The sequence below is a fragment of the Pseudomonas sp. A1230 genome, from assembly GCF_044218825.1.
GTDB classification, from domain to species: domain Bacteria; phylum Pseudomonadota; class Gammaproteobacteria; order Pseudomonadales; family Pseudomonadaceae; genus Aquipseudomonas; species Aquipseudomonas iridis.
This window is the reverse complement of the sequence record NZ_CP162582.1, coordinates 1,405,004-1,423,209: the sequence shown is the minus strand read 5'-3', so window position 1 is coordinate 1,423,209 and position 18,206 is coordinate 1,405,004. Positions and strand designations below refer to the sequence as shown.

The 18,206-nt window shown below is 57.0% G+C and carries 23 protein-coding genes and 1 pseudogene; 7 read left to right on the top strand and 17 right to left on the bottom strand.

The window, feature by feature from the left end; translation table 11 throughout:
* Positions 1-113: 113 nt before the first annotated feature.
* Positions 114-1,133, top strand: coding sequence for a branched-chain amino acid aminotransferase (locus AB4P97_RS06755; protein ID WP_042559687.1), 1,020 nt, complete (start codon positions 114-116; stop codon positions 1,131-1,133).
* 191 nt (positions 1,134-1,324) lie between these two features.
* Here AB4P97_RS06755 and AB4P97_RS06750 read toward each other — a convergent pair whose 3' ends face one another.
* The 3 genes from AB4P97_RS06750 to AB4P97_RS06740 form a co-directional block, all read right to left on the bottom strand.
* Positions 1,325-2,146, bottom strand: a complete 822-nt coding sequence (locus AB4P97_RS06750; protein WP_042559688.1) for a TIGR03915 family putative DNA repair protein — start codon at positions 2,144-2,146, stop codon at positions 1,325-1,327.
* Positions 2,143-3,363, bottom strand: a complete 1,221-nt coding sequence (locus AB4P97_RS06745; RefSeq protein ID WP_042559689.1) for a putative DNA modification/repair radical SAM protein — start codon at positions 3,361-3,363, stop codon at positions 2,143-2,145. Before AB4P97_RS06745 ends, AB4P97_RS06750 begins: the two co-directional genes overlap by 4 nt.
* Before the next feature lie 110 nt (positions 3,364-3,473).
* Complete coding sequence (locus AB4P97_RS06740) at positions 3,474-4,223, bottom strand: helix-turn-helix transcriptional regulator (RefSeq protein WP_042559690.1); 750 nt, start codon at positions 4,221-4,223, stop codon at positions 3,474-3,476.
* A gap of 79 nt (positions 4,224-4,302) precedes the next feature.
* Here AB4P97_RS06740 and AB4P97_RS06735 point away from each other — a divergent pair, with 79 nt between their 5' ends.
* Positions 4,303-5,412 carry a cytochrome P450 gene (locus tag AB4P97_RS06735; protein WP_042559691.1) on the top strand — a complete coding sequence of 370 codons (1,110 nt, stop codon included), beginning with the start codon at positions 4,303-4,305 and terminating at the stop codon, positions 5,410-5,412.
* Here the strand turns inward: AB4P97_RS06735 and dmeF are convergent.
* The 3 genes from dmeF to AB4P97_RS06720 form a co-directional block, all read right to left on the bottom strand.
* Positions 5,409-6,344: a CDF family Co(II)/Ni(II) efflux transporter DmeF gene (dmeF, locus tag AB4P97_RS06730; protein ID WP_042559692.1), complete on the bottom strand. Its 936-nt coding sequence runs from the start codon at positions 6,342-6,344 to the stop codon at positions 5,409-5,411. The genes AB4P97_RS06735 and dmeF overlap by 4 nt on opposite strands.
* Positions 6,345-6,356: 12 nt before the next feature.
* The gene (locus AB4P97_RS06725; protein ID WP_042559693.1) at positions 6,357-6,632 is read right to left on the bottom strand and encodes a metal/formaldehyde-sensitive transcriptional repressor; all 276 of its coding nucleotides are present in this window, start codon (positions 6,630-6,632) and stop codon (positions 6,357-6,359) included.
* A gap of 329 nt (positions 6,633-6,961) precedes the next feature.
* Positions 6,962-7,501 carry a chalcone isomerase family protein gene (locus AB4P97_RS06720; RefSeq protein ID WP_042559694.1) on the bottom strand — a complete coding sequence of 180 codons (540 nt, stop codon included), beginning with the start codon at positions 7,499-7,501 and terminating at the stop codon, positions 6,962-6,964.
* A 146-nt stretch (positions 7,502-7,647) separates the two neighbouring features.
* Here AB4P97_RS06720 and AB4P97_RS06715 point away from each other — a divergent pair, with 146 nt between their 5' ends.
* On the top strand, positions 7,648-8,418 hold the full coding sequence (locus tag AB4P97_RS06715; RefSeq protein WP_042559696.1) for a hypothetical protein: 771 nt from the start codon (positions 7,648-7,650) through the stop codon (positions 8,416-8,418).
* 74 nt (positions 8,419-8,492) lie between these two features.
* Positions 8,493-9,056, top strand: a complete 564-nt coding sequence (locus AB4P97_RS06710; RefSeq protein WP_042559697.1) for a hypothetical protein — start codon at positions 8,493-8,495, stop codon at positions 9,054-9,056.
* Here the strand turns inward: AB4P97_RS06710 and AB4P97_RS06705 are convergent.
* The 4 genes from AB4P97_RS06705 to AB4P97_RS06690 all read right to left on the bottom strand — a co-directional run bounded on the left by AB4P97_RS06705 (position 9,046) and on the right by AB4P97_RS06690 (position 12,736).
* Positions 9,046-9,762, bottom strand: coding sequence for an alpha/beta hydrolase (locus AB4P97_RS06705; protein ID WP_042559698.1), 717 nt, complete (start codon positions 9,760-9,762; stop codon positions 9,046-9,048). The two genes, AB4P97_RS06710 and AB4P97_RS06705, sit on opposite strands and share 11 nt — an antisense overlap.
* Positions 9,763-9,949: 187 nt before the next feature.
* Positions 9,950-11,062 carry a succinylglutamate desuccinylase/aspartoacylase family protein gene (locus tag AB4P97_RS06700; RefSeq protein ID WP_042559699.1) on the bottom strand — a complete coding sequence of 371 codons (1,113 nt, stop codon included), beginning with the start codon at positions 11,060-11,062 and terminating at the stop codon, positions 9,950-9,952.
* Between the two features lie 136 nt (positions 11,063-11,198).
* Positions 11,199-11,978 carry an ABC transporter substrate-binding protein gene (locus AB4P97_RS06695; RefSeq protein WP_042559700.1) on the bottom strand — a complete coding sequence of 260 codons (780 nt, stop codon included), beginning with the start codon at positions 11,976-11,978 and terminating at the stop codon, positions 11,199-11,201.
* Positions 11,979-12,307: 329 nt separating this feature from the next.
* Positions 12,308-12,736, bottom strand: coding sequence for a rhodanese-like domain-containing protein (locus tag AB4P97_RS06690; RefSeq protein WP_042559701.1), 429 nt, complete (start codon positions 12,734-12,736; stop codon positions 12,308-12,310).
* 102 nt (positions 12,737-12,838) lie between these two features.
* Here AB4P97_RS06690 and ftrA point away from each other — a divergent pair, with 102 nt between their 5' ends.
* Positions 12,839-13,813 carry a transcriptional regulator FtrA gene (gene ftrA, locus AB4P97_RS06685; protein ID WP_042559702.1) on the top strand — a complete coding sequence of 325 codons (975 nt, stop codon included), beginning with the start codon at positions 12,839-12,841 and terminating at the stop codon, positions 13,811-13,813.
* 139 nt (positions 13,814-13,952) lie between these two features.
* Entirely contained in the window at positions 13,953-14,084 is a 132-nt protein-coding gene (locus tag AB4P97_RS06680) for a hypothetical protein (protein WP_263596710.1), read from the top strand.
* Between the two features lie 59 nt (positions 14,085-14,143).
* Here AB4P97_RS06680 and AB4P97_RS06675 read toward each other — a convergent pair.
* Positions 14,144-14,302, bottom strand: a pseudogene (locus AB4P97_RS06675) (FKBP-type peptidyl-prolyl cis-trans isomerase); the annotation flags it as partial.
* 211 nt (positions 14,303-14,513) lie between these two features.
* Between AB4P97_RS06675 and AB4P97_RS06670 the strand changes: the two are divergent.
* Positions 14,514-14,834, top strand: coding sequence for a hypothetical protein (locus tag AB4P97_RS06670; protein WP_042559703.1), 321 nt, complete (start codon positions 14,514-14,516; stop codon positions 14,832-14,834).
* Between the two features lie 323 nt (positions 14,835-15,157).
* On the opposite strand, the gene AB4P97_RS06665 is transcribed toward AB4P97_RS06670, so the two are convergent.
* The 6 genes from AB4P97_RS06665 to AB4P97_RS06640 form a co-directional block, all read right to left on the bottom strand.
* Complete coding sequence (locus AB4P97_RS06665; RefSeq protein WP_042559704.1) at positions 15,158-15,712, bottom strand: tyrosine-type recombinase/integrase; 555 nt, start codon at positions 15,710-15,712, stop codon at positions 15,158-15,160.
* Positions 15,713-15,926: 214 nt separating this feature from the next.
* Positions 15,927-16,145, bottom strand: a complete 219-nt coding sequence (locus AB4P97_RS06660) for a hypothetical protein (RefSeq protein WP_042559705.1) — start codon at positions 16,143-16,145, stop codon at positions 15,927-15,929.
* A gap of 316 nt (positions 16,146-16,461) precedes the next feature.
* On the bottom strand, positions 16,462-16,926 hold the full coding sequence (locus AB4P97_RS06655) for a hypothetical protein (RefSeq protein WP_042559706.1): 465 nt from the start codon (positions 16,924-16,926) through the stop codon (positions 16,462-16,464).
* A gap of 374 nt (positions 16,927-17,300) precedes the next feature.
* Positions 17,301-17,777, bottom strand: coding sequence for a hypothetical protein (locus tag AB4P97_RS06650; RefSeq protein WP_042559707.1), 477 nt, complete (start codon positions 17,775-17,777; stop codon positions 17,301-17,303).
* A complete protein-coding gene (locus AB4P97_RS06645; RefSeq protein WP_042559708.1) occupies positions 17,774-18,013 on the bottom strand; it encodes a hypothetical protein in 240 nt (79 codons plus the stop codon). The genes AB4P97_RS06650 and AB4P97_RS06645 overlap by 4 nt, the downstream gene beginning before the upstream one ends.
* Positions 18,010-18,204, bottom strand: a complete 195-nt coding sequence (locus AB4P97_RS06640) for a hypothetical protein (RefSeq protein ID WP_042559709.1) — start codon at positions 18,202-18,204, stop codon at positions 18,010-18,012. The genes AB4P97_RS06645 and AB4P97_RS06640 overlap by 4 nt, the downstream gene beginning before the upstream one ends.
* Positions 18,205-18,206: the final 2 nt, after the last annotated feature.

Sequence of the window (18,206 nt, the reverse complement as noted above, 5' to 3'; positions counted from 1 at the left end):
CATCCGATAGTCCGGGCTGCGAAACCGCTCAAGAATGAAGTATTGTTGTGCCCATCCAAAAAACGTCAGAAGCCTTGAACCGTTTCGACGGTTGTTCAGTGATAGAGGGTGTCATGGGTAACGAAAGCATCAATTGGGACAAGCTGGGTTTTGACTACATCAAGACCGACAAGCGCTATCTGTCGTACTTTCGCGATGGCGAGTGGGACAAAGGCACCCTGACCGAAGACAACGTGCTGCACATCAGCGAAGGCTCGACTGCCCTTCACTATGGTCAGCAGTGCTTTGAAGGCATGAAGGCCTATCGTTGCAAGGACGGTTCGATCAACCTGTTCCGCCCGGACCAGAACGCCCTGCGCATGCAACGCAGCTGCGCGCGTCTGCTGATGCCGATGGTCGAAACCGAGCAGTTCATCGAAGCCTGCAAAGAAGTGGTTCGTGCCAACGAGCGTTTCATTCCGCCATACGGCACCGGTGGCGCGCTGTACCTGCGTCCGTTCGTGATCGGCGTGGGTGACAACATCGGCGTGCGCACTGCGCCCGAGTTTATCTTCTCGATCTTCTGCATCCCGGTCGGCGCCTACTTCAAGGGCGGCCTGACCCCGCACAACTTCCAGATTTCCAGCTACGACCGCGCCGCCCCACAAGGCACCGGTGCAGCCAAGGTTGGCGGCAACTACGCGGCCAGCCTGATGCCGGGCTCGAAAGCCAAGAAAGCCAACTTCGCTGACGCGATCTATCTGGACCCGATGACCCACACAAAAATCGAAGAAGTCGGCTCGGCCAACTTCTTCGGGATCACCCACGACAACAAGTTCGTGACCCCGAGCTCGCCCTCGGTACTGCCGGGTATCACCCGTCTGTCGCTGATCGAGCTGGCGAAAACGCGTCTGGGCCTGGAAGTGGTTGAAGGCGATGTGCTGATCGACAAACTGGCGGACTTCAAGGAAGCCGGCGCCTGCGGCACTGCGGCGGTGATCACCCCGATCGGCGGCATCAGCTACAACGACCATCTGCATGTGTTCCACAGCGAAACCGAAGTCGGCCCGGTTACCCAGAAACTCTACAAAGAGCTGACTGGCGTGCAAACCGGCGACATCGAAGCGCCAGCGGGCTGGATCGTCAAGGTTTGATCTGACGGTTGCTGATATCCAAAAGCCCCCACCGGGAAACCGGTGGGGGCTTTTTATTTAAAGCGAGATCAAAAGATCGTCCGATCGCGGCCCGAGCCTTCGGCAGCTCCTACAGTGACTCAGTATGCTTGGGACATTTGTGTATCGGGTGTTCACGCTTCCCTGCAGGAGCTGCCGAAGGCTGCGATCTTTTATTTAAGCGCAATCCGTTTCCCGGAACGCCCGGCAATCCCGCTAGCCTGCCCATTCTGCTGCTTGCCCATCCGCGCTTGCGTGATCAGTCCGGGGATCAATTCCCCCTCCGGCAGGTTTTTCCAGAACCGCACCGGCAAATGGCCCTGCATCACTTTCGGGTTCAGCCGCGCCGGGTTGAAGATGTGGCTGTAATAGGTCAACCACAGATCGCCGTGCGGATCGTCGACGTTCTGCGCCATTTGCTGCCATTCCACCGGGCATTGGCGCTCATGGATCAGTTGTTCGCCATCGAAATAAACGCCATCACGCGGGGTCGCGATCAGCCAACGGTGCCGGCCCATGCGCGCGACGAAATGCTCGCTGGCGCTATGCAGGATGTCGTGCGCCGGTTCGTGCCACGCCACATATTGCGGGCCGGGCAAATCCGTCGGCCGCTCGATGAAGCGCACGAAGGCATGCAGGTGATGGGCTTCGCGGCGTACTTGCTTGATCCGCCGCTGTAGCTCGCTGCCCAGCTTGTCCCCAGCCATCATCGCCGTGCGATCACCGTGGCTGACTCGCCACAGCACCTCGTACAAGAGACTCCAGCGCTGGTCGCCACGATATTGTGCGGCTTGCCCAAGCGTATCGAGCAATGCACGCGGAATTCGCGCCTGAAACGGCCCCTGCCCTTCGGGGATTTGATGCTCACTGGCGAACAGATCACTGACGCCCTCGCTGGCCCAGCTCACCACACTCGGGTCGACTTCATGGCTAAGCAGCCAGCGTGCCTGCTGGCGCCAGGTATCGAACAGGTCGTCGCAATCGAGATTGATCATCCCCACAACCCCATCTGCTGCGGCATCGGCCGATCGCGCAATTGCTGATACAGCAATTGACTGGTGACCTCGGCCTGCTGCGGGTGGTAATCGCTGGTGATGATGAACGGCTTGGCCTTGGCCAGCACACAGCGCATGCGCGCCACATCTTCGTAACGGATGCGCCGCTGCCGGCGCAACTCCACCAGACGTTCCGTGGTGCGCAGGCCAATGCCGGGAATACGCGCGATCAACGAGGGTTCGGCGCTGTTCAGATCCAGCGGGAATACCTCGCGATTCTGCAGCGCCCACGCCAGTTTAGGGTCGATGTCCAATGCCAGGTTTCCCGGCCCCTTGAGCAACTCGCCGGCGCTGTAGCCGTAGCTGCGCAACAGAAAATCAGCCTGATACAAGCGGTGCTCGCGCATCAGCGGCGGTGCAGCCAGTGGCACGCTTTTCGGGCTGTCGGGGATCGGACTGAACGCCGAGTAGTAGACCCGGCGCAGCCGGAAGTTACCGTACAAGGCCTGGGCGCCATGGAGGATGGTGCTGTCGTCGGTGTCATCGGCGCCGACAATCATCTGCGTGCTTTGTCCGGCCGGTGCGAACTTTGGCGCACGAGGCTCGTTGAGTACGGTCTGCTCGCCGGTGTAGATGGTCTGCATCGCCTGCTTGATCGAACCGATGTGCTTCTCCGGTGCGAGGATTTGCAGGCTGGCATCGGTTGGCAGCTCGATGTTGACGCTCAGGCGATCAGCGTAGCGCCCGGCCTCCGCGATCAATGCAGGGTCAGCTTCGGGAATGGTCTTGAGGTGGATGTAGCCGCGAAACTCGTGCTCTTCGCGGAGCAATTTGGCCACTCGAACCAGCTGCTCCATGGTGTAGTCCGCCGAGCGGATGATCCCCGAGCTGAGAAACAGCCCGCTGACGCAGTTACGGCGGTAGAAGTCCATGGTCAGCGCCACGACTTCCTCGGGCGTGAAACGCGCGCGAGGCACATCACTGGAGCGGCGGTTGACGCAGTACTGGCAATCGTAGAGGCAGAAATTGGTCAGCAGGATTTTCAGCAGCGAGACGCAGCGCCCGTCCGGCGTATAGCTGTGGCAAATGCCCATGCCATTGGTCGAGCCCAGACCACTCTTGCCCTCGGAACTGCGCTTGGGCGCGCCACTGCTGGCGCAGGAGGCGTCGTACTTGGCGGCGTCGGCGAGAATGCTGAGCTTGTCGATAATTTGCATGGCACGGGCCCTTTACTGGTTGCATATACAGTATAGGGTCGACCTGTCAGGTTCAAGGTGAAAAAGTGCCCTTCGTCGGTAGATCAAAAGATCGCATCGTGCGATAGCTTCTACACGTGATCACGGCCCGCCGAAGGCTGGGGTCTTTTGGTCTGGCTGTTCTCAATCGGCAACGCGATACCGAACTTCGCACGAATTTCCTTGCGCCCCACCGCCGTCAACGCCAACGCCCGACTGTCCAGATCCTGCGTCACCCACTTGCGCTTGAGCGCTGCTTGCAGCAACGCCGCCCCCAGTGACCCGCCAAGATGTGGCCGGCGCATGCTCCAGTCCAGGCACGGGCAGGCAAATTTGCGCCGCAGTGCATTCAAGTCCTCGACCTCAATGCCCAACCCCGCAAACAGCGCCTTACCGTTGTCGCTCAAGCGATACGTCTGCTCGTCGGTTGCCACCAACCACCCCGCTTCGAGCAAACGGTCGTGCAGCATCACCGCCAGTGTCCCGGCCATATGGTCGTAGCACGTGCGGGCGAATTGCAGGCGATCGGGTGTGTGTGGCTTGAAGGTTGGCGCGGCGTTCTGGCTGATCACCATCAACGCTTCCAGCGCCTGTGCGACGCGTTTGTCGGCGAGGCTGTAATACCGATGGCGACCCTGAACATGCAGACGCACCAGCGCCAGGTCCTTGAGTTTGGCCAGGTGCGCACTGGCGGTGGAGGCGCTGACTTCAGCAACGGCTGCCAGCTCGGTGCTGGTGCGAGCTTGGCCGTCCATCAGCGAGCAGAGGATTTTCGTCCGCGCCGGCTCGGCGATGGCGGCGGCCACCTGCGAGACGCCGATGTCTTGATGTTCTGCGTGCATATTTCGCTCCCCGACGAATCATCGCCGTTACGGACTGCAGATAGTAGCAACACTTTCCTCATCGACAAGGCTGCGAACCATGGACCCGATCATCGCTGTGACTCACGTCGATCCTTATCCCTACTACGCAAAACTACTCAACATGGGCGGACTGACCTTTGATCCCGAACTGAGACTGTGGGTCGCCAGCAGCGCTCGCGCCGTCTGCGCGGTATTGGCTCATCCAGACTGCCGGGTACGGCCAGCGCTGGAGCCGGTGCCCAAAGCGATTGCCCGGGGCATGGCCGGCAAGGTCTTCGGCCACCTGATGCGGATGAACGACGGCGAACGCCAGCGCTGCCCACGTTCGGCATTCGAGCTGCCACTGGGGCTGATCGATCAGAACGAAGTCCTGGCTCGAGTCAACGCACGACTGCTCAGCACGGATGCGGACGGCTTGTACAAAGCCATGTTCCGCGGTCCGGTGTCGGTGGTGGCGGCGTTGCTCGGGTTTTCTCCGGCGCAGAGTCGGACGATCAGTGCGCTGACGGCGGATTTTGCGGCGTGCCTGTCGCCACTGAGCACCGACGTGCAACTGGCGGCTGCCCATGTCGCCGCCGAACAGTTGCGCGGGCAGTTCATAGAGTTGTTGGCCGAGCCCGCGGTGAACAGTTCTTTGTTTGCGGGTATCAGGCAGCGCTTTGAAGGGGATGAAGAAAACCTGATCGCCAACCTGATCGGCCTCTGCTCGCAGACGTTTGACGCCTGCGCGGGATTGATCGGCAATGCGCTGCTGGCGTTACATCGTCAGCCCGAGTTGCGTGGCGAATCAGTGGAAGCCTTGCTGAGTGAACTCCAGCGCTTCGACCCGTCGGTACAGAACACCCGGCGCTTTGTCGCCGCATCCTGCGAAATCGATGGTGTGCGCGTCGAGGCTGGCGCGGTGATTCTGGTGCTGCTGGCCTCGGCCAACCGCGATCCGGCCCTGAACGACAACCCAGACCAGTTTCTACTGGATCGCCCAAACCGCCGCAGTCTGAGCTTTGGCAGCGGTCGACATCAATGTCCGGGGCAAGCGCTCGCCATGAGTATTGCCAGTGCGACGGTGAAGGAAATTCTCACTCACGGCATTGAACTGGAACACCTGAACTGGCACTACCGCCCCTCCCTCAATGGGCGGATTCCACTGTTCACTGAAGTGAAGAATTAAGCGCTGTGCAGTTCGATGGTCAAGTGCGACAGCTCATGCACCGGTGCCAGCCGCGCGCGAACGGCTTCTGCGGTAACCCCTGCACTCGCTACCACGCTGACAATCGCCGCCCGTGCTTGCGGGCCAACCTGCCAGACGTGGAGATCGCTGATCCGCACGTCGCCCGAGGTTTCCAGCAGCTCGCGGATTTCGGCAGCCACCGGCTCATCGGTGGCGTCAAGCAACACAGCGGAGCTGTCACGCATCAGGTTGAACGCCCATTTGGCAATGACGATGGCGCCGACAATACCCATCGCCGGATCCAGCCAGACCCAGCCGAGATACCGGCCAGCCAGCAACGCGGCAATCGCCAGTACCGAAGTCAATGCATCGGCCAGCACATGAACGTAGGCTGAACGCAGGTTGTTGTCGTGATGGTGATGACCGCCATGTTCGTGGGCATGGTCATGATGATGGCCGTGGTCATGCCCGTGGTGGCCCATCAACACAAAGGCGCTAACCAGATTGACCGCCAGCCCCACAACGGCAATCACTGTCGCCTCGCCAAACGCCACGGTGGTCGGCTGGAACAGACGCAGGATCGACTCGCCGGCAATGCCCAGCGATACCAGCCCCAGCACCATGGCCGAGGCGAAACCGGCCAGATCACCGACCTTGCCGGTGCCGAAGCTGTAGCGCCTGTTGTTGGCATTGCGCCGGGCAAAACCATAGGCCGCAGCGGCAATACCCAACGCGCCGGCATGGGTCGCCATATGAAAACCGTCGGCCAGCAATGCCATGGAGCCAGTGATATAACCGGCGGCAATCTCGCCGATCATCATTACAAACGTCAGCGCGACCACCCAAAGTGTGCGACGGGCGTTTTCATCGTGAGAGGCGCCGAGAAACTGGTGATCGTGGCTGTGGCGATCAATCTGTGGAGTCAGATTCATGATGTTGGCGCTCTATTTGGAATAACGGCGGATAGCCTGAAGCAAGTCTTCGGCACCTTGTGCGCGCGCTTCGTCGCTGAGGTCGGGGTGCGCGACGTGCTCACGGGTGTGAGCTTCGATGAATTGCTCCATCAAGCCGTTGACCGCCCCCCGAATCGCCGCGACCAGATGCAGGGTCTTGGCACAATCGGCATCACCTTCGAGCGCTTTTTCCACCGCTTGAACCTGACCGGCAATGCGCCGGACGCGGTTGAGCAGTTCATCTTTGTGTTCATGAATATGCGACATACCTATACCCCCTACCCCTATACTTCTTGCATGCTCGCTGATTACATCGCCACCGGCAAGAGGCAACCGGATGAGAGGAGCAGACCCTTGCCGATCCTCCGCGTCTGCAAGATGGACGTGTGCGTATAAAGGTTATGCGGCATCGCTGATCGCCGACAGCGACGGCTTGAGCCTTGGTTGATGCAGTATTGGGATCAACCGTGACACTACCGGCCACTTCCGGCGGGCAGAACGGTGTAGTAGCGATTTCGTGCAAGCTGAGTTTCACCCGCACATTCGTAAATCAGTCGAAAACTCAGCTCAGGCGTTTCGACCTCGTTGACGAGAGCTCAAGATCCCGTCACACCCAGCAATTGCTGGCGCAGTTCGGGATTGCGCGTACGCGGATTCAACCAGATATCAAAAAACGCCCGGGCAAACTGCGGATCGTCGATCTCATGCTGCAACTGCTGACCGACAAAAAAACGTGCGCCCTGCCCCGGCAAATACACTCCGGTGATACGGGTGCCGGCCTGAACATCGACGAACGCCTGCTGCATCTGTGTCTGCCAGCCGGTCAGTTGTGCCGGGGTGACGGAGGCTCCATTCAGACGTTTGATTTCATCAACGCTGGCTTCGACCAGATCGTCGCGAGAAATCTTGCGCTGGTAGATCAACTCCAGGGCAAAAGGCTGCCCGTCTGCCAGAGGCTGCGCGGCACTCCACAGCCGTGCGTTATAAACGTCGAAACCGAACACACTGAAATCGCCGGTACCAATGATCCTGGCGCCGGGCACTTCGTCCTGCCAGTTGGCCCAGACAGGCGCCACCAGCAAGGCCCAAAAGCTTATGGCACAGCACCCACGCAAAACATTTTTTGATCGGCTCATTACGTCATCGACTCTGCGAATCCCTCATAAGCAAAGCATAGCCGGATATCAGACCAAAAATCTTGTATACAAAAATTGCACGCATCTGCAGCAATGTACGTGCAGCAATGCTACCGTGGCCGTCTCTCACTCACGGAGACACCCGCGTGCTGATCCTCAAACTGCTGCTGATTCCCGGATTTTTGCTGCTGATCTCATTGGCCGGCAAGCGCTGGGGGCCTAGCGTCGCCGGTTGGCTGTCGGGTTTGCCGGTGGTGGTCGGGCCGATTCTGTTTTTCCTGGCGATCGAACAGGGGCCGCAGTTTGCCGCGCAGTCAGCAGTGGCCGCGTTGTCGGCGATGTTCGCCATGATCGCCTTCTGCATCACGTACGCGCAGGTCGCGCAGAAGGCGAACTGGCCGTGGGCGCTGAGCGCTTCGCTGGCAGTCTGGGCGACGCTGGCGTTGGTCTTGTCGCTGATCCCGGCGTCGCTGCCGTTTTCTATAGGGGCGGCCGCAGTTGCTTTATTGGCGGCGCCCTACCTGTTTCCCAAGGTGCAACCGGTACTCAATCGCTCGGCGCCAAAGTCGGACAAACTGATCTGGCGGATGATCGCCGGTGCGGCGTTGACGCTGCTGGTGACGATGCTGGCCAGCACCGTCGGTGAACGCTGGAGCGGATTGCTGGCAGTCTTCCCGGTGCTCGGCAGTGTCATGGCGGTGTTTTCCCAGCAGACCCGCGGCCCCGAGTTTACCGCCGCGTTGTTGCGCGCGACGGCGACCGGGATGTACTCGTTTTCGGCGTTTTGTCTGGTGTCAGCGCTGACCTTGCCAAGCCTGGGCTTCAGCGGATTTGCTATTGGCGTGGCCGTGTCAGTGGCCATGCTTGGCGTCACGCGCAAACTGCTGGCCAAACCGGCACCGCAGCCGCAAGCCTGACGAGACGTGCTGGAGTGCCGAGGCGCTGCGTGGGATGATCGCCCGCCTGGCATGACCACTTCCCGGAGATTCGAATGACATTGTTGAGCAAGAAAGCCGTCGTCCTGTTGCTGGCGGCGGTTGCCGGCCTCGGCGCCATCAACGCTCAGGCCGCCAAGGCCAAGGAAAAAACCGCCACCGAGAAGGTTTCGATGCTGGGCGGCAAATTCGCCTTCACCCTGCCCAAAGGCTTCGTTGCCGAACCGCTGCCGGCCAGTCCGACCGGTGCCACGGGCACGATGTACACCAACCAGACCAGCAAAACCGTGGTCATCGCCGCAGAAAACCAGATCCCCGAAGGCAACAACGTCAAGGACAACGACAGCGAGTTCCTGGACGGCAGCGTGTCCGATTTCATCGAAGCCCAGCGCAAAGCGCTACCGGACTTCAACAAACTCAGCGAAAAAAGCCTGACCCAGAAAGGCACTGGCCTGGGCTTGCGTCAGGTCGACAGCACCGCCAGCCAGGGCGGTGGCCAAACCCTCAACACGACGTTGATGGCGGGTTCCGGCACACGCATGGCGCTGGTTCAGGTGATCTCCCGGGTCAGCGACAAGAAAGGTCACGATGCGCTGGTGAAGACCATCCTCAAGGATTGAGCTGCTGCAACCAAGCGTTCAAGTCCCGCAGTTCGGCCGCACTGATGCTGTGGCCGACGCCGGGATACGCGTGAAACTGCGGTTTGTAATCCAGTTTCTGGAGTAATGCATTGGCCTCAGTACCGAGGTGATACGGCACTGGATCATCGGCCGTGCCGTGACCGATGAAGATGCTCAGCGGCAGCGGTTGTTGCCCTGTCTTCAGCTCTGCCTTCAACACCGGCAATAAACGCCCGCTCAACGCCGCAATACCACCCACCGCCACGGGTGGTCGCAGGCCCACCTCGTAGGTCATCATCGCGCCCTGGCTGAACCCGATCAGGTACACCTTGTCCCGGGCAGCGTGATATTTCTTAGCCGCTTGCGCGACAAAATCCCGAAGTTTCTGGCCGCTGGTTTTCAGATCATCAGTCTCGCCGTTGTAGGCACCTTCGCCTTTCTTGCGAAACCACTGGAAACGCCCTTCGCCCAACGCCAGCGGTGCCTGCACCGAGAGGTAGTTGTACTGCGCTGGCAGCTGAAATTTCATGCCGATCAGATCGGCTTCATTGCTGCCGTAACCGTGCAGGAAAATCACCAACGGACGTGGATCGGCGTCAGGGTGAACCTGTTCGATGTACTTGAGCGGCAGATCGGATTGCAGTGTGATTTGAGCATGAGCGGCGGTGGACGCCAGGAGGGTCAGCAGAGCAAACACCTTCAACATAAATCTTCCTTCACAGGGTGCAGGGTTCGGGGGGAGCCTAACATCCTGAAGCGAGGATCCAAATGTTGTGGTGCCACTGATGCCGCCATCGCTGGCAAGCCAGCTCCCACAGGGATCTATGGTGCTCACATAACCTTGTGGGAGCTGGCTTGCCAGCGATGAGGCCAGCAAATACAGCAAAAATCGGTCAGTCGTTAGTCAATTTACCCGTGCGAAACGGTACCCGCCCCGCCACTTTCGCTTGCCAGATCCCCGGCTCGGTGTAACGCCCGCGATCAATCGCAAACAACACCCCGCTGGTTCCTGCACGCACGGTGGTGACGCGATCTTGCAATGGATCCACCACCTCGAACAACGCATCCCCCTGCTCTACCCACTCGCCCGCCGAGCGCAGAAAACTCACCACACCATGGTGCGGCGCGAAGAGGTATTCGGTGCCTTCGAATGGCATGCCTTCGCAGCATTCGCCTGGCGCCGCCGGCCATTCACCGCTGATGAAACCCTGCTCCGCCAGAAACCCGAGAATCGCTTCGCAGTTGGCCTGCGCCTGGTCGACCCGGGTATCGCCCATGCTGCCCAGCTCCAACGTGGTCGCGAGGTTGGCCGCTGGAATTGCCGCGTCCGGGAAGGCTCGTGCCAGACGCAGCCACGGCGTCGAACAGGATTCATCGAACGAGCTGCCACCGGAATCTTCACACAACAACGCCACGCCAGCCTTCAAGCGCGCCGCCAATGACTGCCACTGCGGCCAGTGCTGGGGCAACGCATACAGGTGGATTGAGGCTTCGAAATCACAATGCAGATCGAGGGTGATATCGGCATCGCAAGCGTGGCGCAGCAACAAACGATGCAGGGCTTCCAGTTGCGAGGCCGGGGCCGGCAGATCATCGAAGACCTGGAGCATGGTCTGGCGGATCAGCGCAATATTGGCGTCGGCATCAGAACCCAGGCGATCACCGATCAACGCTGCCACTGGCGCACTGAGTTCGACGAACGCTCGGTTGAAGTTCTTGCCGCTGCCCAATTCGAAGCGGCCCATGTGATTGCCTTGCAGATGCTGATCGAGTCCGATCGGGTTAGCCACCGGCACCAGTTCAATCACACCTTGCAAACGACCCTGCGCTTCTAGTGCATTCAGGCGCTGCTTGAGTTCCCACGCGGTGCGCATGCCCGGCAGTTCATCGGCGTGCAGGCTGGCCTGGATGTACACCTTGCGGGCACCCGCGCCGTAACGAAACACACTGAGGGAACGTTCGCTGCCCAAATGGCTCCAGGGCAGAAGATGGTCGATGCGTTGCATAAGAAAACTCCGCGAACTCTGTAGGAGCTGCCGCATGCTGCGGCAGCTCCTACATTGGAAAGGTGTTGTGCAGGATAAATCATGGGCATAAAAAAAGTGGCCACCGCGCAAACGGGGCCACTTTTTCTACGGCGTATTAATGGCCGTACACGTCAAAGTCGAAGTACTTGTCCTGCACTTTCTTGTACTCGCCGTTGGCGCGGATTTCAGTGATGGCTTTGTTGAACTGCTCAGCCAGGGCCGCATCGCCCTTGCGAACTGCAATCCCGGCGCCGCCGCCGAAGTATTTGGCGTCTTCGTAGGTCGGGCCGACAAATTCGAAGCCTTTACCCGCGTCGGTTTTCAGGAAACCGTCGCTGAGGTTGACCGAGTCGGCCAGCATCGCGTCCAGACGGCCAGACGTCATGTCGAGGTTGGCTTCCTGCTGCGAGCCGTAACGCACCAGATCGATCCCGGCCGGCACCAGCACTTCGGTGGCGAAACGGTCGTGGGTACTGGCGCGCAGTACACCGACTTTCTTGCCTTTGAGCTGGGTCAGCGGATCGGTGACACTGGAGCCTGTCTTCATTACGAAGCGGGCCGGTGTGTGGTAGTACTTGATGGTGAAATCGACGTTTTTCTTGCGGTCGTCAGTGATGGTCATCGAGGACAGGATCGCGTCGATTTTCTTCACTTTCAGCGCCGGGATCAGGCCATCGAATTCCTGCTCGACCCAGGTACATTTGACTTTCATCTGCTCACACAGCGCATCGCCGATATCCACGTCGAAACCGGTGAGTTTGCCGTCAGGGGTTTTCATCGAGAATGGCGGATAACCGGCTTCGATACCGATGCGGATCGGTTTGGCGTCTTCGGCCACAGCGGTCAGGGACAACATCGACAGTGCCAGGGCACCGAACATCACTAGCTTCTTCATTTATTACTCCTGTGTGCGGAGGCTTTTATTGGCAGCTTTCGATTCAGCGTTCGGTCATGGCCATATAGCGGCAAAAAACCGAAGTGGTCGGCAGTCTATGGCGGCGCGCACAGGGCAAATTGTTTTTAAGCGACAATTACTTACAGAACTTCGGCGCACTGATTGACCGGGGTCAACAGGTGCGCCGTCGTGGTGCAAAGACTGTAGGACAAGCCCTCAATCGGTACCAAAAATCTCGTGTAGGAGCTGCCGAAGGCTGCGATCTTTTGACTTTGCTTTTTAGAAGCAAGATCAAAAGATCGCAGCCTGCGGCAGCTCCTACAATGGGATCAGCATTCGCAGCCGATTGCGGTTTTGGCGGCTTGCTCATCGCTCAATTGAAAACCTTCGTCGAGCCAACCTGTCACGCCACCGATCATCTCCTTGACCGGGTAATCCAGCGCCGCCAGTTTCACCGCAGCCTTGTTCGCGCCATTGCAATGCGGGCCGGCGCAATAGACCACAAACAGCGTGGTTTTCGGGTAACCCGCCAAACCTTCAACGGTCAGCCGCCGCGTTGGAATATTGATCGCGCCCGGTATATGACCTCGCTCGAAGGCCACTGGTCCGCGAACATCGACCAGCACAAAGTCGACCGCACCGGCCTCAAGACTGCTGAACACGTCGGAACAATCGGTTTCGAACGTCAGACGACTGCTGAAATGCATGAGGGCGATGGCCGACGGGGCGGCAGGGATTTCGCAAACCAGGCTGGTCATAAGGTGTTGCTCCTTCATCTGAGTGGGTGTGAACAGACTTTATCCAGCCAACGCTTATCGCTAAAGTGGCGCACAAGACACCCACCGGGAATTTTCCGCCAAATGCCTACTTCACCAGGTTTGGTTGCGATTCTGGCCTACGACGGCCTCTGCACATTCGAGTTCGGCATTGCCGTGGAGATCTTCGGGCTCGCCCGGCCGGAGTTCGACTTTGCGTGGTACGAGCATGCAATTGCGGCGGTCGATCAAGGCCCGATGCGCGCCATGGGCGGAATTCAGGTGCTGGCTGACGGAGGGTTAGAGCTGCTGACCGAGGCCCGCACCATCATCATCCCCGGCTGGCGCGACCGGAATGCTGCGGTGCCTCCACCGTTAATCGACGCACTGTGCCGAGCCCATGCCCGCGGTGCGAGATTGCTGTCGATTTGTTCAGGTGTGTTTGTGCTGGCAGCCACCGGCCTGCTCGACGGCAATGGCGCCACCACCCATTGGCGTTACACGGCGGAACTGGCGCAGCGCTTTCCAGCCATTGCAGTCGATCCGGATGTGCTCTACGTCGACTCCGGCCAGTTGATCACTTCGGCAGGCAGCGCGGCCGGCATCGACGCTTGCCTGCATCTGGTGGCGCGGGACTTTGGCACTCAGGTTGCCAATTCCGTGGCACGGCGGTTGGTGATGTCGCCGCAGCGTACCGGCGGTCAAGCGCAATTCATTCCGACCCCCGTCAGCCAGACGCCGCGCAACGATCTGTCACGCGTGATGCAGTGGGCGCGCGAGCGCTTGCACGAGCCGTTGGAGGTGCGCGACCTGGCGAGTGAAGCAGCGATGAGCGAGCGCACGTTTTTGCGACGCTTTACTGAGGCCAGCGGTCAGTCGCCCAAGGCGTGGTTGCAGCATGAGCGGTTGGCGCGGGCGCGGGAGTTGCTGGAGAGCACTGACCAACACACCGAGCAGATTGCCGAGCGCTGCGGTTATCGGTCGGTGGAGAGTTTTCGCGTGGCGTTTCGCGGGGTGGTTGGAGTGCCGCCGTCGGTGTATCGCGAGCGCTTTGGGGGTGGGGTGAAGGTCAATTCTTGAGTGAATGTTGAAGGCCCCATCGCGAGCAGGCTCGCTCCTACATTTTGGAATGCATTCCCCATGTGGGAGTGAGCCTGCTCGCGATAGCGTTCTTTCTGCTCACGATATCCGAAAGCCAAACCTCAGGAGGACTTAAACCATGAAGGAACATCACCCCGGCTTCCTGAATACTGAAACAATTTTTGCTGCACTCGAATCAGTCAAGCGAACGCATCCTTCGCTGCAAGGGATCATTGAAGACACGCTCGACGATATAGACGTATTCACCTGATCAACACAGATGGTATTTGGATGAAGTAACGAACCTCACCCACATCAGCGCCCACAACCTCAATCCTCCCGCGTCAAAACCTCCAGCAACTCAATCTCAAACACCAGATTCGAATTCGGCGGAATTTTGCCCATGGTCCGTTCCCCGTACCCCAGATGCGCCGGCACCAGCAGTTTGCGTTTACCGCCCACCTGCATGCCCATCAGCCCCTGATCCCAAGTAATTCGCTTGTTACACCATCACTCTCTCCCAGCAAATGGCGCTGTCACGCGTTGCTGTGTGAAATCTGAGAACCGGTGTGAGTCAATACTCAGCAGATTTCGCGTACACAAGCACTGTCCTTTCATGACGTGAGTAAATCATCCATGGCGCTGTGATATGGTGATCCGGGTAGTATTACGACCTTAATCCAAGCTAAGGAGAAGCCGAGTGCTAGGCGAAAATGAAAAGTTTGTAAGCATGGCCTACCGTTACTACTACGGCGACGAGCTAATAACGGGTAGTGTGATTGTCTCGAAAGCAATGCAGTTCGCGTCTGTCTATGTGCAGTACGCCGTGGCGAAGCAAATTGCAGAGACGCTTAAGGAGCAGGGACAGTCTGTCTGGCGATATGGTCGAGCTTTAATCGGCGGCACATCTAACGTCGATAAGTCTACGGGTGTCGATATTGATATCGATGGTCTATTTGATACTTTTACTCTTCAGGTCTATGACGCTGGCGCCCCAATGCACCTAGTGAAGGATCAATAAAGAGTATTGCGATTGTTCGTTTCGGCGGGTGTTGACCACGTCTGCCACACCACCACAATTCCCTGAAATTCAGAATCGGCAATCTGGTGATACTTCGCGTGCGCGTGGTGCTGAATCCGAAGGATATTGGTCACGACTGTTTGACCGGCAGTAGAATGTGGGCAGTGGGGATGCCCAAGATTGCTCAAATCCATAGGTATGGCGTTTGATAGTCGGTGAGCAGTCTGAGAGTGCGCAGGATTGCGTGTGGGCTGTTTTAACTTGACATGAATGTCACGCACAGCCTTGGCGTTTGTCGTTGCTCACAGAGTCTATGCCTAAAATCAGAATACAAATTCATGGTACATGGCGGCAACTTCTGCGCGGGTGATACCGATGTACACCATTGTTACCGCTGGACTGGAATGGTTCAGGGTCTTGCAGATCATCTCGATTGAAACGCCACCGTTGTACATCAGCCAACCACGGGTCTTACGCATTGAGTGCGTACCCAGTTGAAGACTCATCTCATCACCCACGGCCTTGAATGCAGCGCCTACAGCAGCACGGCTGACAGCCTTTCCCTTCGCCCGGTTGCTATCCACCTGAAACAAGAAGGTGTGATCCGGCTGTGCCTTCCTACGACGTTCAATGATCGCCTTGGCTGAAGTATTCAAATCAATGTGCCGAGTCTTACCGGTCTTGCTCTCTTTGATGGTCAGGATGTCACCTTTCACATCGTCGAAGGTCAGGCTTAGTAAGTCACTGATACGGAGTGCAGTGTTCACACCGAAACGCCAGATGTCTGCGTACAGAGGATTACCTTTGGCATTGAGTGAAAGCTTGCGGGAGATTGTCTCTGCTTCACCGGTTGTCTTCACTGCTTCTACAATGTTCATCTAGTTGACACTCCGCGCTAAATCGCATGAATGTGTCAATTAGAGCATGGGTCACTACGCTATGGCAAGGGTTTACAAGGGTTCGTTTATTGACACAATTGTATTGTGTCAATTAGAGCCATGACTTATGACTACCACGATTGTGATTTCTGCTGATGTGCTGGTGATGGGTGCAGCCTTTGGTGATCAGGCTCAGGCTGCATTTCCCTCGGGGTTACGCGCTGGCGTTCAGCTCCTTCTGGTAGTCACGACCACGGAGCGTGATTGCGATTTTCAGAAAGCTGTCTCCATCGTCGGCGCCACTGTAGATCGCGGTGACGTAACCCGCGTCTCTCAACTCCTTGATGGTGGCGTAACTGGGTGTGGATGTTTCATCGACTGCGTACAGGTTTTCATCAGTGATGGCGTTCAGGGCATCTTTGTACAGGGACATATGCATCTCCAGCGAGGGATAAGATTACCGGACATCCGGTAATTCAGATTTCGCTTGACATATTGTACCACATGATTTTTCGACTAATTTTTGAGGCGGGAGGCTGCTGGTTTTGTTCCGGTTTTCAATCAGATTGAATCGGTGTGTGAGGGAATCGGGAGGGATTGTCAAACGTGCTTAACGCAAAATGGCTCAACCCCCTTATAAAATCAGGGCTGTAGCGAAGGTGGCTGCGCAAATTAAAGTTTTATGGTGTGGTGGTGATCCTGATGCGTTCCTGATAGCTATTCCTGATAGCTATTCCTGATCGTCAGGATCATGGTGCGCATGGCACCAGCATCGGCTTGTTCAACACTGAATATCTTTTGATCCTGACGTCACCAAATACTTTCTGAAGGTCGTGTGGTCTTTGGTTCTCGATTGCACTGGCTATGGTGTAAGGCTTCAAACCTTCAAGCTTCCTGCTTTTGACATTCATGACGGATGTGAATGACTTATCAGCAACTTCTTGTACGTCTGACTGGGCGGTTGTCAGGATCATCAGGTACGCCTGCAATCCCTTTTCACCTCTACCATTTCCCATCTTGGTTTGGATGCGTACCAAGAACGGTTGACCGGGGAATTGCTTTCGCAGCGTTTGCAGGAATGCTTCCTTGTCAGTCAGCAGTCGGTTACTCAGCGTAAGATCGTCATAGAACACTGAGTACTGATGTGACCACTTGTGTCCTTTCAGCAGTGTCAGGTATTTACGCTTGGTCTTGTCTTGGCTCGCTTCACTCACTTCTCTCTCTCCTTCTCTCTAAGGTTAATCTCTCAAATACATGCTCTCAAACACAGCACTAGAACTCTCAACCCCTCTCTTTCCTAGTTTACTACAAGGCTATTGCTGTGGTGTACGGTCACGCAATCCCGTAAACATTGGTCCAAACCGACATTTTTGGGAAAAAGTACAAAATTAATAGTGCGGCGATTTTCGCATTAATAGTGCGGCGATATCAACCCCGATTTTGTGGTGGTCGTTGCGCGCCCCGTACTTTCCTGAAGGCAGCAAAAAGCCCGTGCGGTCACATAGACTGCCGGGCGATTGCGTTGGATTGGCATTGGGATAAACGCTCTCAGAACGCGTTATACGAGGTTTTGTCTGGTATCGCCGTGTTAGTCGGGCACCAGCAGATTACCAAAGGTGGCCGATACTTCTTTCTCAATTTCTGAAAGTAATTTGGCCCGCTTATCTTCCTCTTTCTTTTTCTCTTTCGCTTCTGCCGCTTGCAGCAATTGAGCAGTCAGCAACTGCTTATAGTTCTCACGCTCGCTTTCAAGCCAAGCAACGTATTCAAGCTTCACTTGATCACCAAGCGCTTGACGTTCACTGATCTTAATTGAGTCAGGCTTTTCCATACGGCAACTGTAACTACCGGGAGCAGTTGACACCGGGTATTTCAGACATAGCATGTAGCCTTTGGTATGGTGATCAATTACATTACTCAGGAACTGAATCGGGATTTCACCACGCACGAGCACGGTACATTCATCAGTTTGATCATAAACATTATACCGAGCTTCTTGACGTCGCTTTAACACAGTCTCTTCAAAATTGGGCGGCACGCCCTTGATGGTTATTTTATCAGTCATTTCATTTTCCTTTTGTAGATAAGTGCGATCATCGTTTGTACGATGATTTGTTTGTATTGCTCCTCACTAAGCTTAGTGATGGTGTTATTAACGGTGGCGAGTGTATTTGCATCACCTGCAACGCTACCAGCGCCCTGTACGTGTACCACTTGATCTAGATGTTGTTTGGCTGGATGTTTAGCGCGCCGCTCAAAAGCTCTTGTGAGTCCACGAGTGAAGTGGTCAGAACTCCTCATTTGTATTGCTCCTGCGCTTGATGAAGCACCAGCACACCATACTCTGTCGCCATTTTATCGATGATGTCAGTCGTACGCCTAAACTCTGCTTTGTCGCCGGTTTCGATTGCCGACTGTTTCAAATGCATGAAATGAACCATTTGTTTGATGGCAAGCAAGCGATCCAGATCGAAACAAGTTTCGATAGTCATTT

Excerpts from the sequence above, each read along its gene's own strand:
- AB4P97_RS06755 (WP_042559687.1), top strand. The coding sequence starts at position 114 with ATGGGTAACGAAAGCATCAATTGGGACAAGCTGGGTTTTGACTACATC.
- AB4P97_RS06750 (WP_042559688.1), bottom strand. The coding sequence starts at position 2,146 with ATGATCAATCTCGATTGCGACGACCTGTTCGATACCTGGCGCCAGCAG.
- AB4P97_RS06745 (WP_042559689.1), bottom strand. The coding sequence starts at position 3,363 with ATGCAAATTATCGACAAGCTCAGCATTCTCGCCGACGCCGCCAAGTAC.
- AB4P97_RS06740 (WP_042559690.1), bottom strand. The coding sequence starts at position 4,223 with ATGCACGCAGAACATCAAGACATCGGCGTCTCGCAGGTGGCCGCCGCC.
- AB4P97_RS06735 (WP_042559691.1), top strand. The coding sequence starts at position 4,303 with ATGGACCCGATCATCGCTGTGACTCACGTCGATCCTTATCCCTACTAC.
- dmeF (WP_042559692.1), bottom strand. The coding sequence starts at position 6,344 with ATGAATCTGACTCCACAGATTGATCGCCACAGCCACGATCACCAGTTT.
- AB4P97_RS06725 (WP_042559693.1), bottom strand. The coding sequence starts at position 6,632 with ATGTCGCATATTCATGAACACAAAGATGAACTGCTCAACCGCGTCCGG.
- AB4P97_RS06720 (WP_042559694.1), bottom strand. The coding sequence starts at position 7,501 with ATGAGCCGATCAAAAAATGTTTTGCGTGGGTGCTGTGCCATAAGCTTT.
- AB4P97_RS06710 (WP_042559697.1), top strand. The coding sequence starts at position 8,493 with ATGACATTGTTGAGCAAGAAAGCCGTCGTCCTGTTGCTGGCGGCGGTT.
- AB4P97_RS06705 (WP_042559698.1), bottom strand. The coding sequence starts at position 9,762 with ATGTTGAAGGTGTTTGCTCTGCTGACCCTCCTGGCGTCCACCGCCGCT.
- AB4P97_RS06700 (WP_042559699.1), bottom strand. The coding sequence starts at position 11,062 with ATGCAACGCATCGACCATCTTCTGCCCTGGAGCCATTTGGGCAGCGAA.
- AB4P97_RS06695 (WP_042559700.1), bottom strand. The coding sequence starts at position 11,978 with ATGAAGAAGCTAGTGATGTTCGGTGCCCTGGCACTGTCGATGTTGTCC.
- AB4P97_RS06690 (WP_042559701.1), bottom strand. The coding sequence starts at position 12,736 with ATGACCAGCCTGGTTTGCGAAATCCCTGCCGCCCCGTCGGCCATCGCC.
- ftrA (WP_042559702.1), top strand. The coding sequence starts at position 12,839 with ATGCCTACTTCACCAGGTTTGGTTGCGATTCTGGCCTACGACGGCCTC.
- AB4P97_RS06680 (WP_263596710.1), top strand. The coding sequence starts at position 13,953 with ATGAAGGAACATCACCCCGGCTTCCTGAATACTGAAACAATTTTTGCT.
- AB4P97_RS06665 (WP_042559704.1), bottom strand. The coding sequence starts at position 15,712 with ATGAACATTGTAGAAGCAGTGAAGACAACCGGTGAAGCAGAGACAATC.
- AB4P97_RS06660 (WP_042559705.1), bottom strand. The coding sequence starts at position 16,145 with ATGTCCCTGTACAAAGATGCCCTGAACGCCATCACTGATGAAAACCTG.
- AB4P97_RS06650 (WP_042559707.1), bottom strand. The coding sequence starts at position 17,777 with ATGACTGATAAAATAACCATCAAGGGCGTGCCGCCCAATTTTGAAGAG.
- AB4P97_RS06645 (WP_042559708.1), bottom strand. The coding sequence starts at position 18,013 with ATGAGGAGTTCTGACCACTTCACTCGTGGACTCACAAGAGCTTTTGAG.
- AB4P97_RS06640 (WP_042559709.1), bottom strand. The coding sequence starts at position 18,204 with ATGACTATCGAAACTTGTTTCGATCTGGATCGCTTGCTTGCCATCAAA.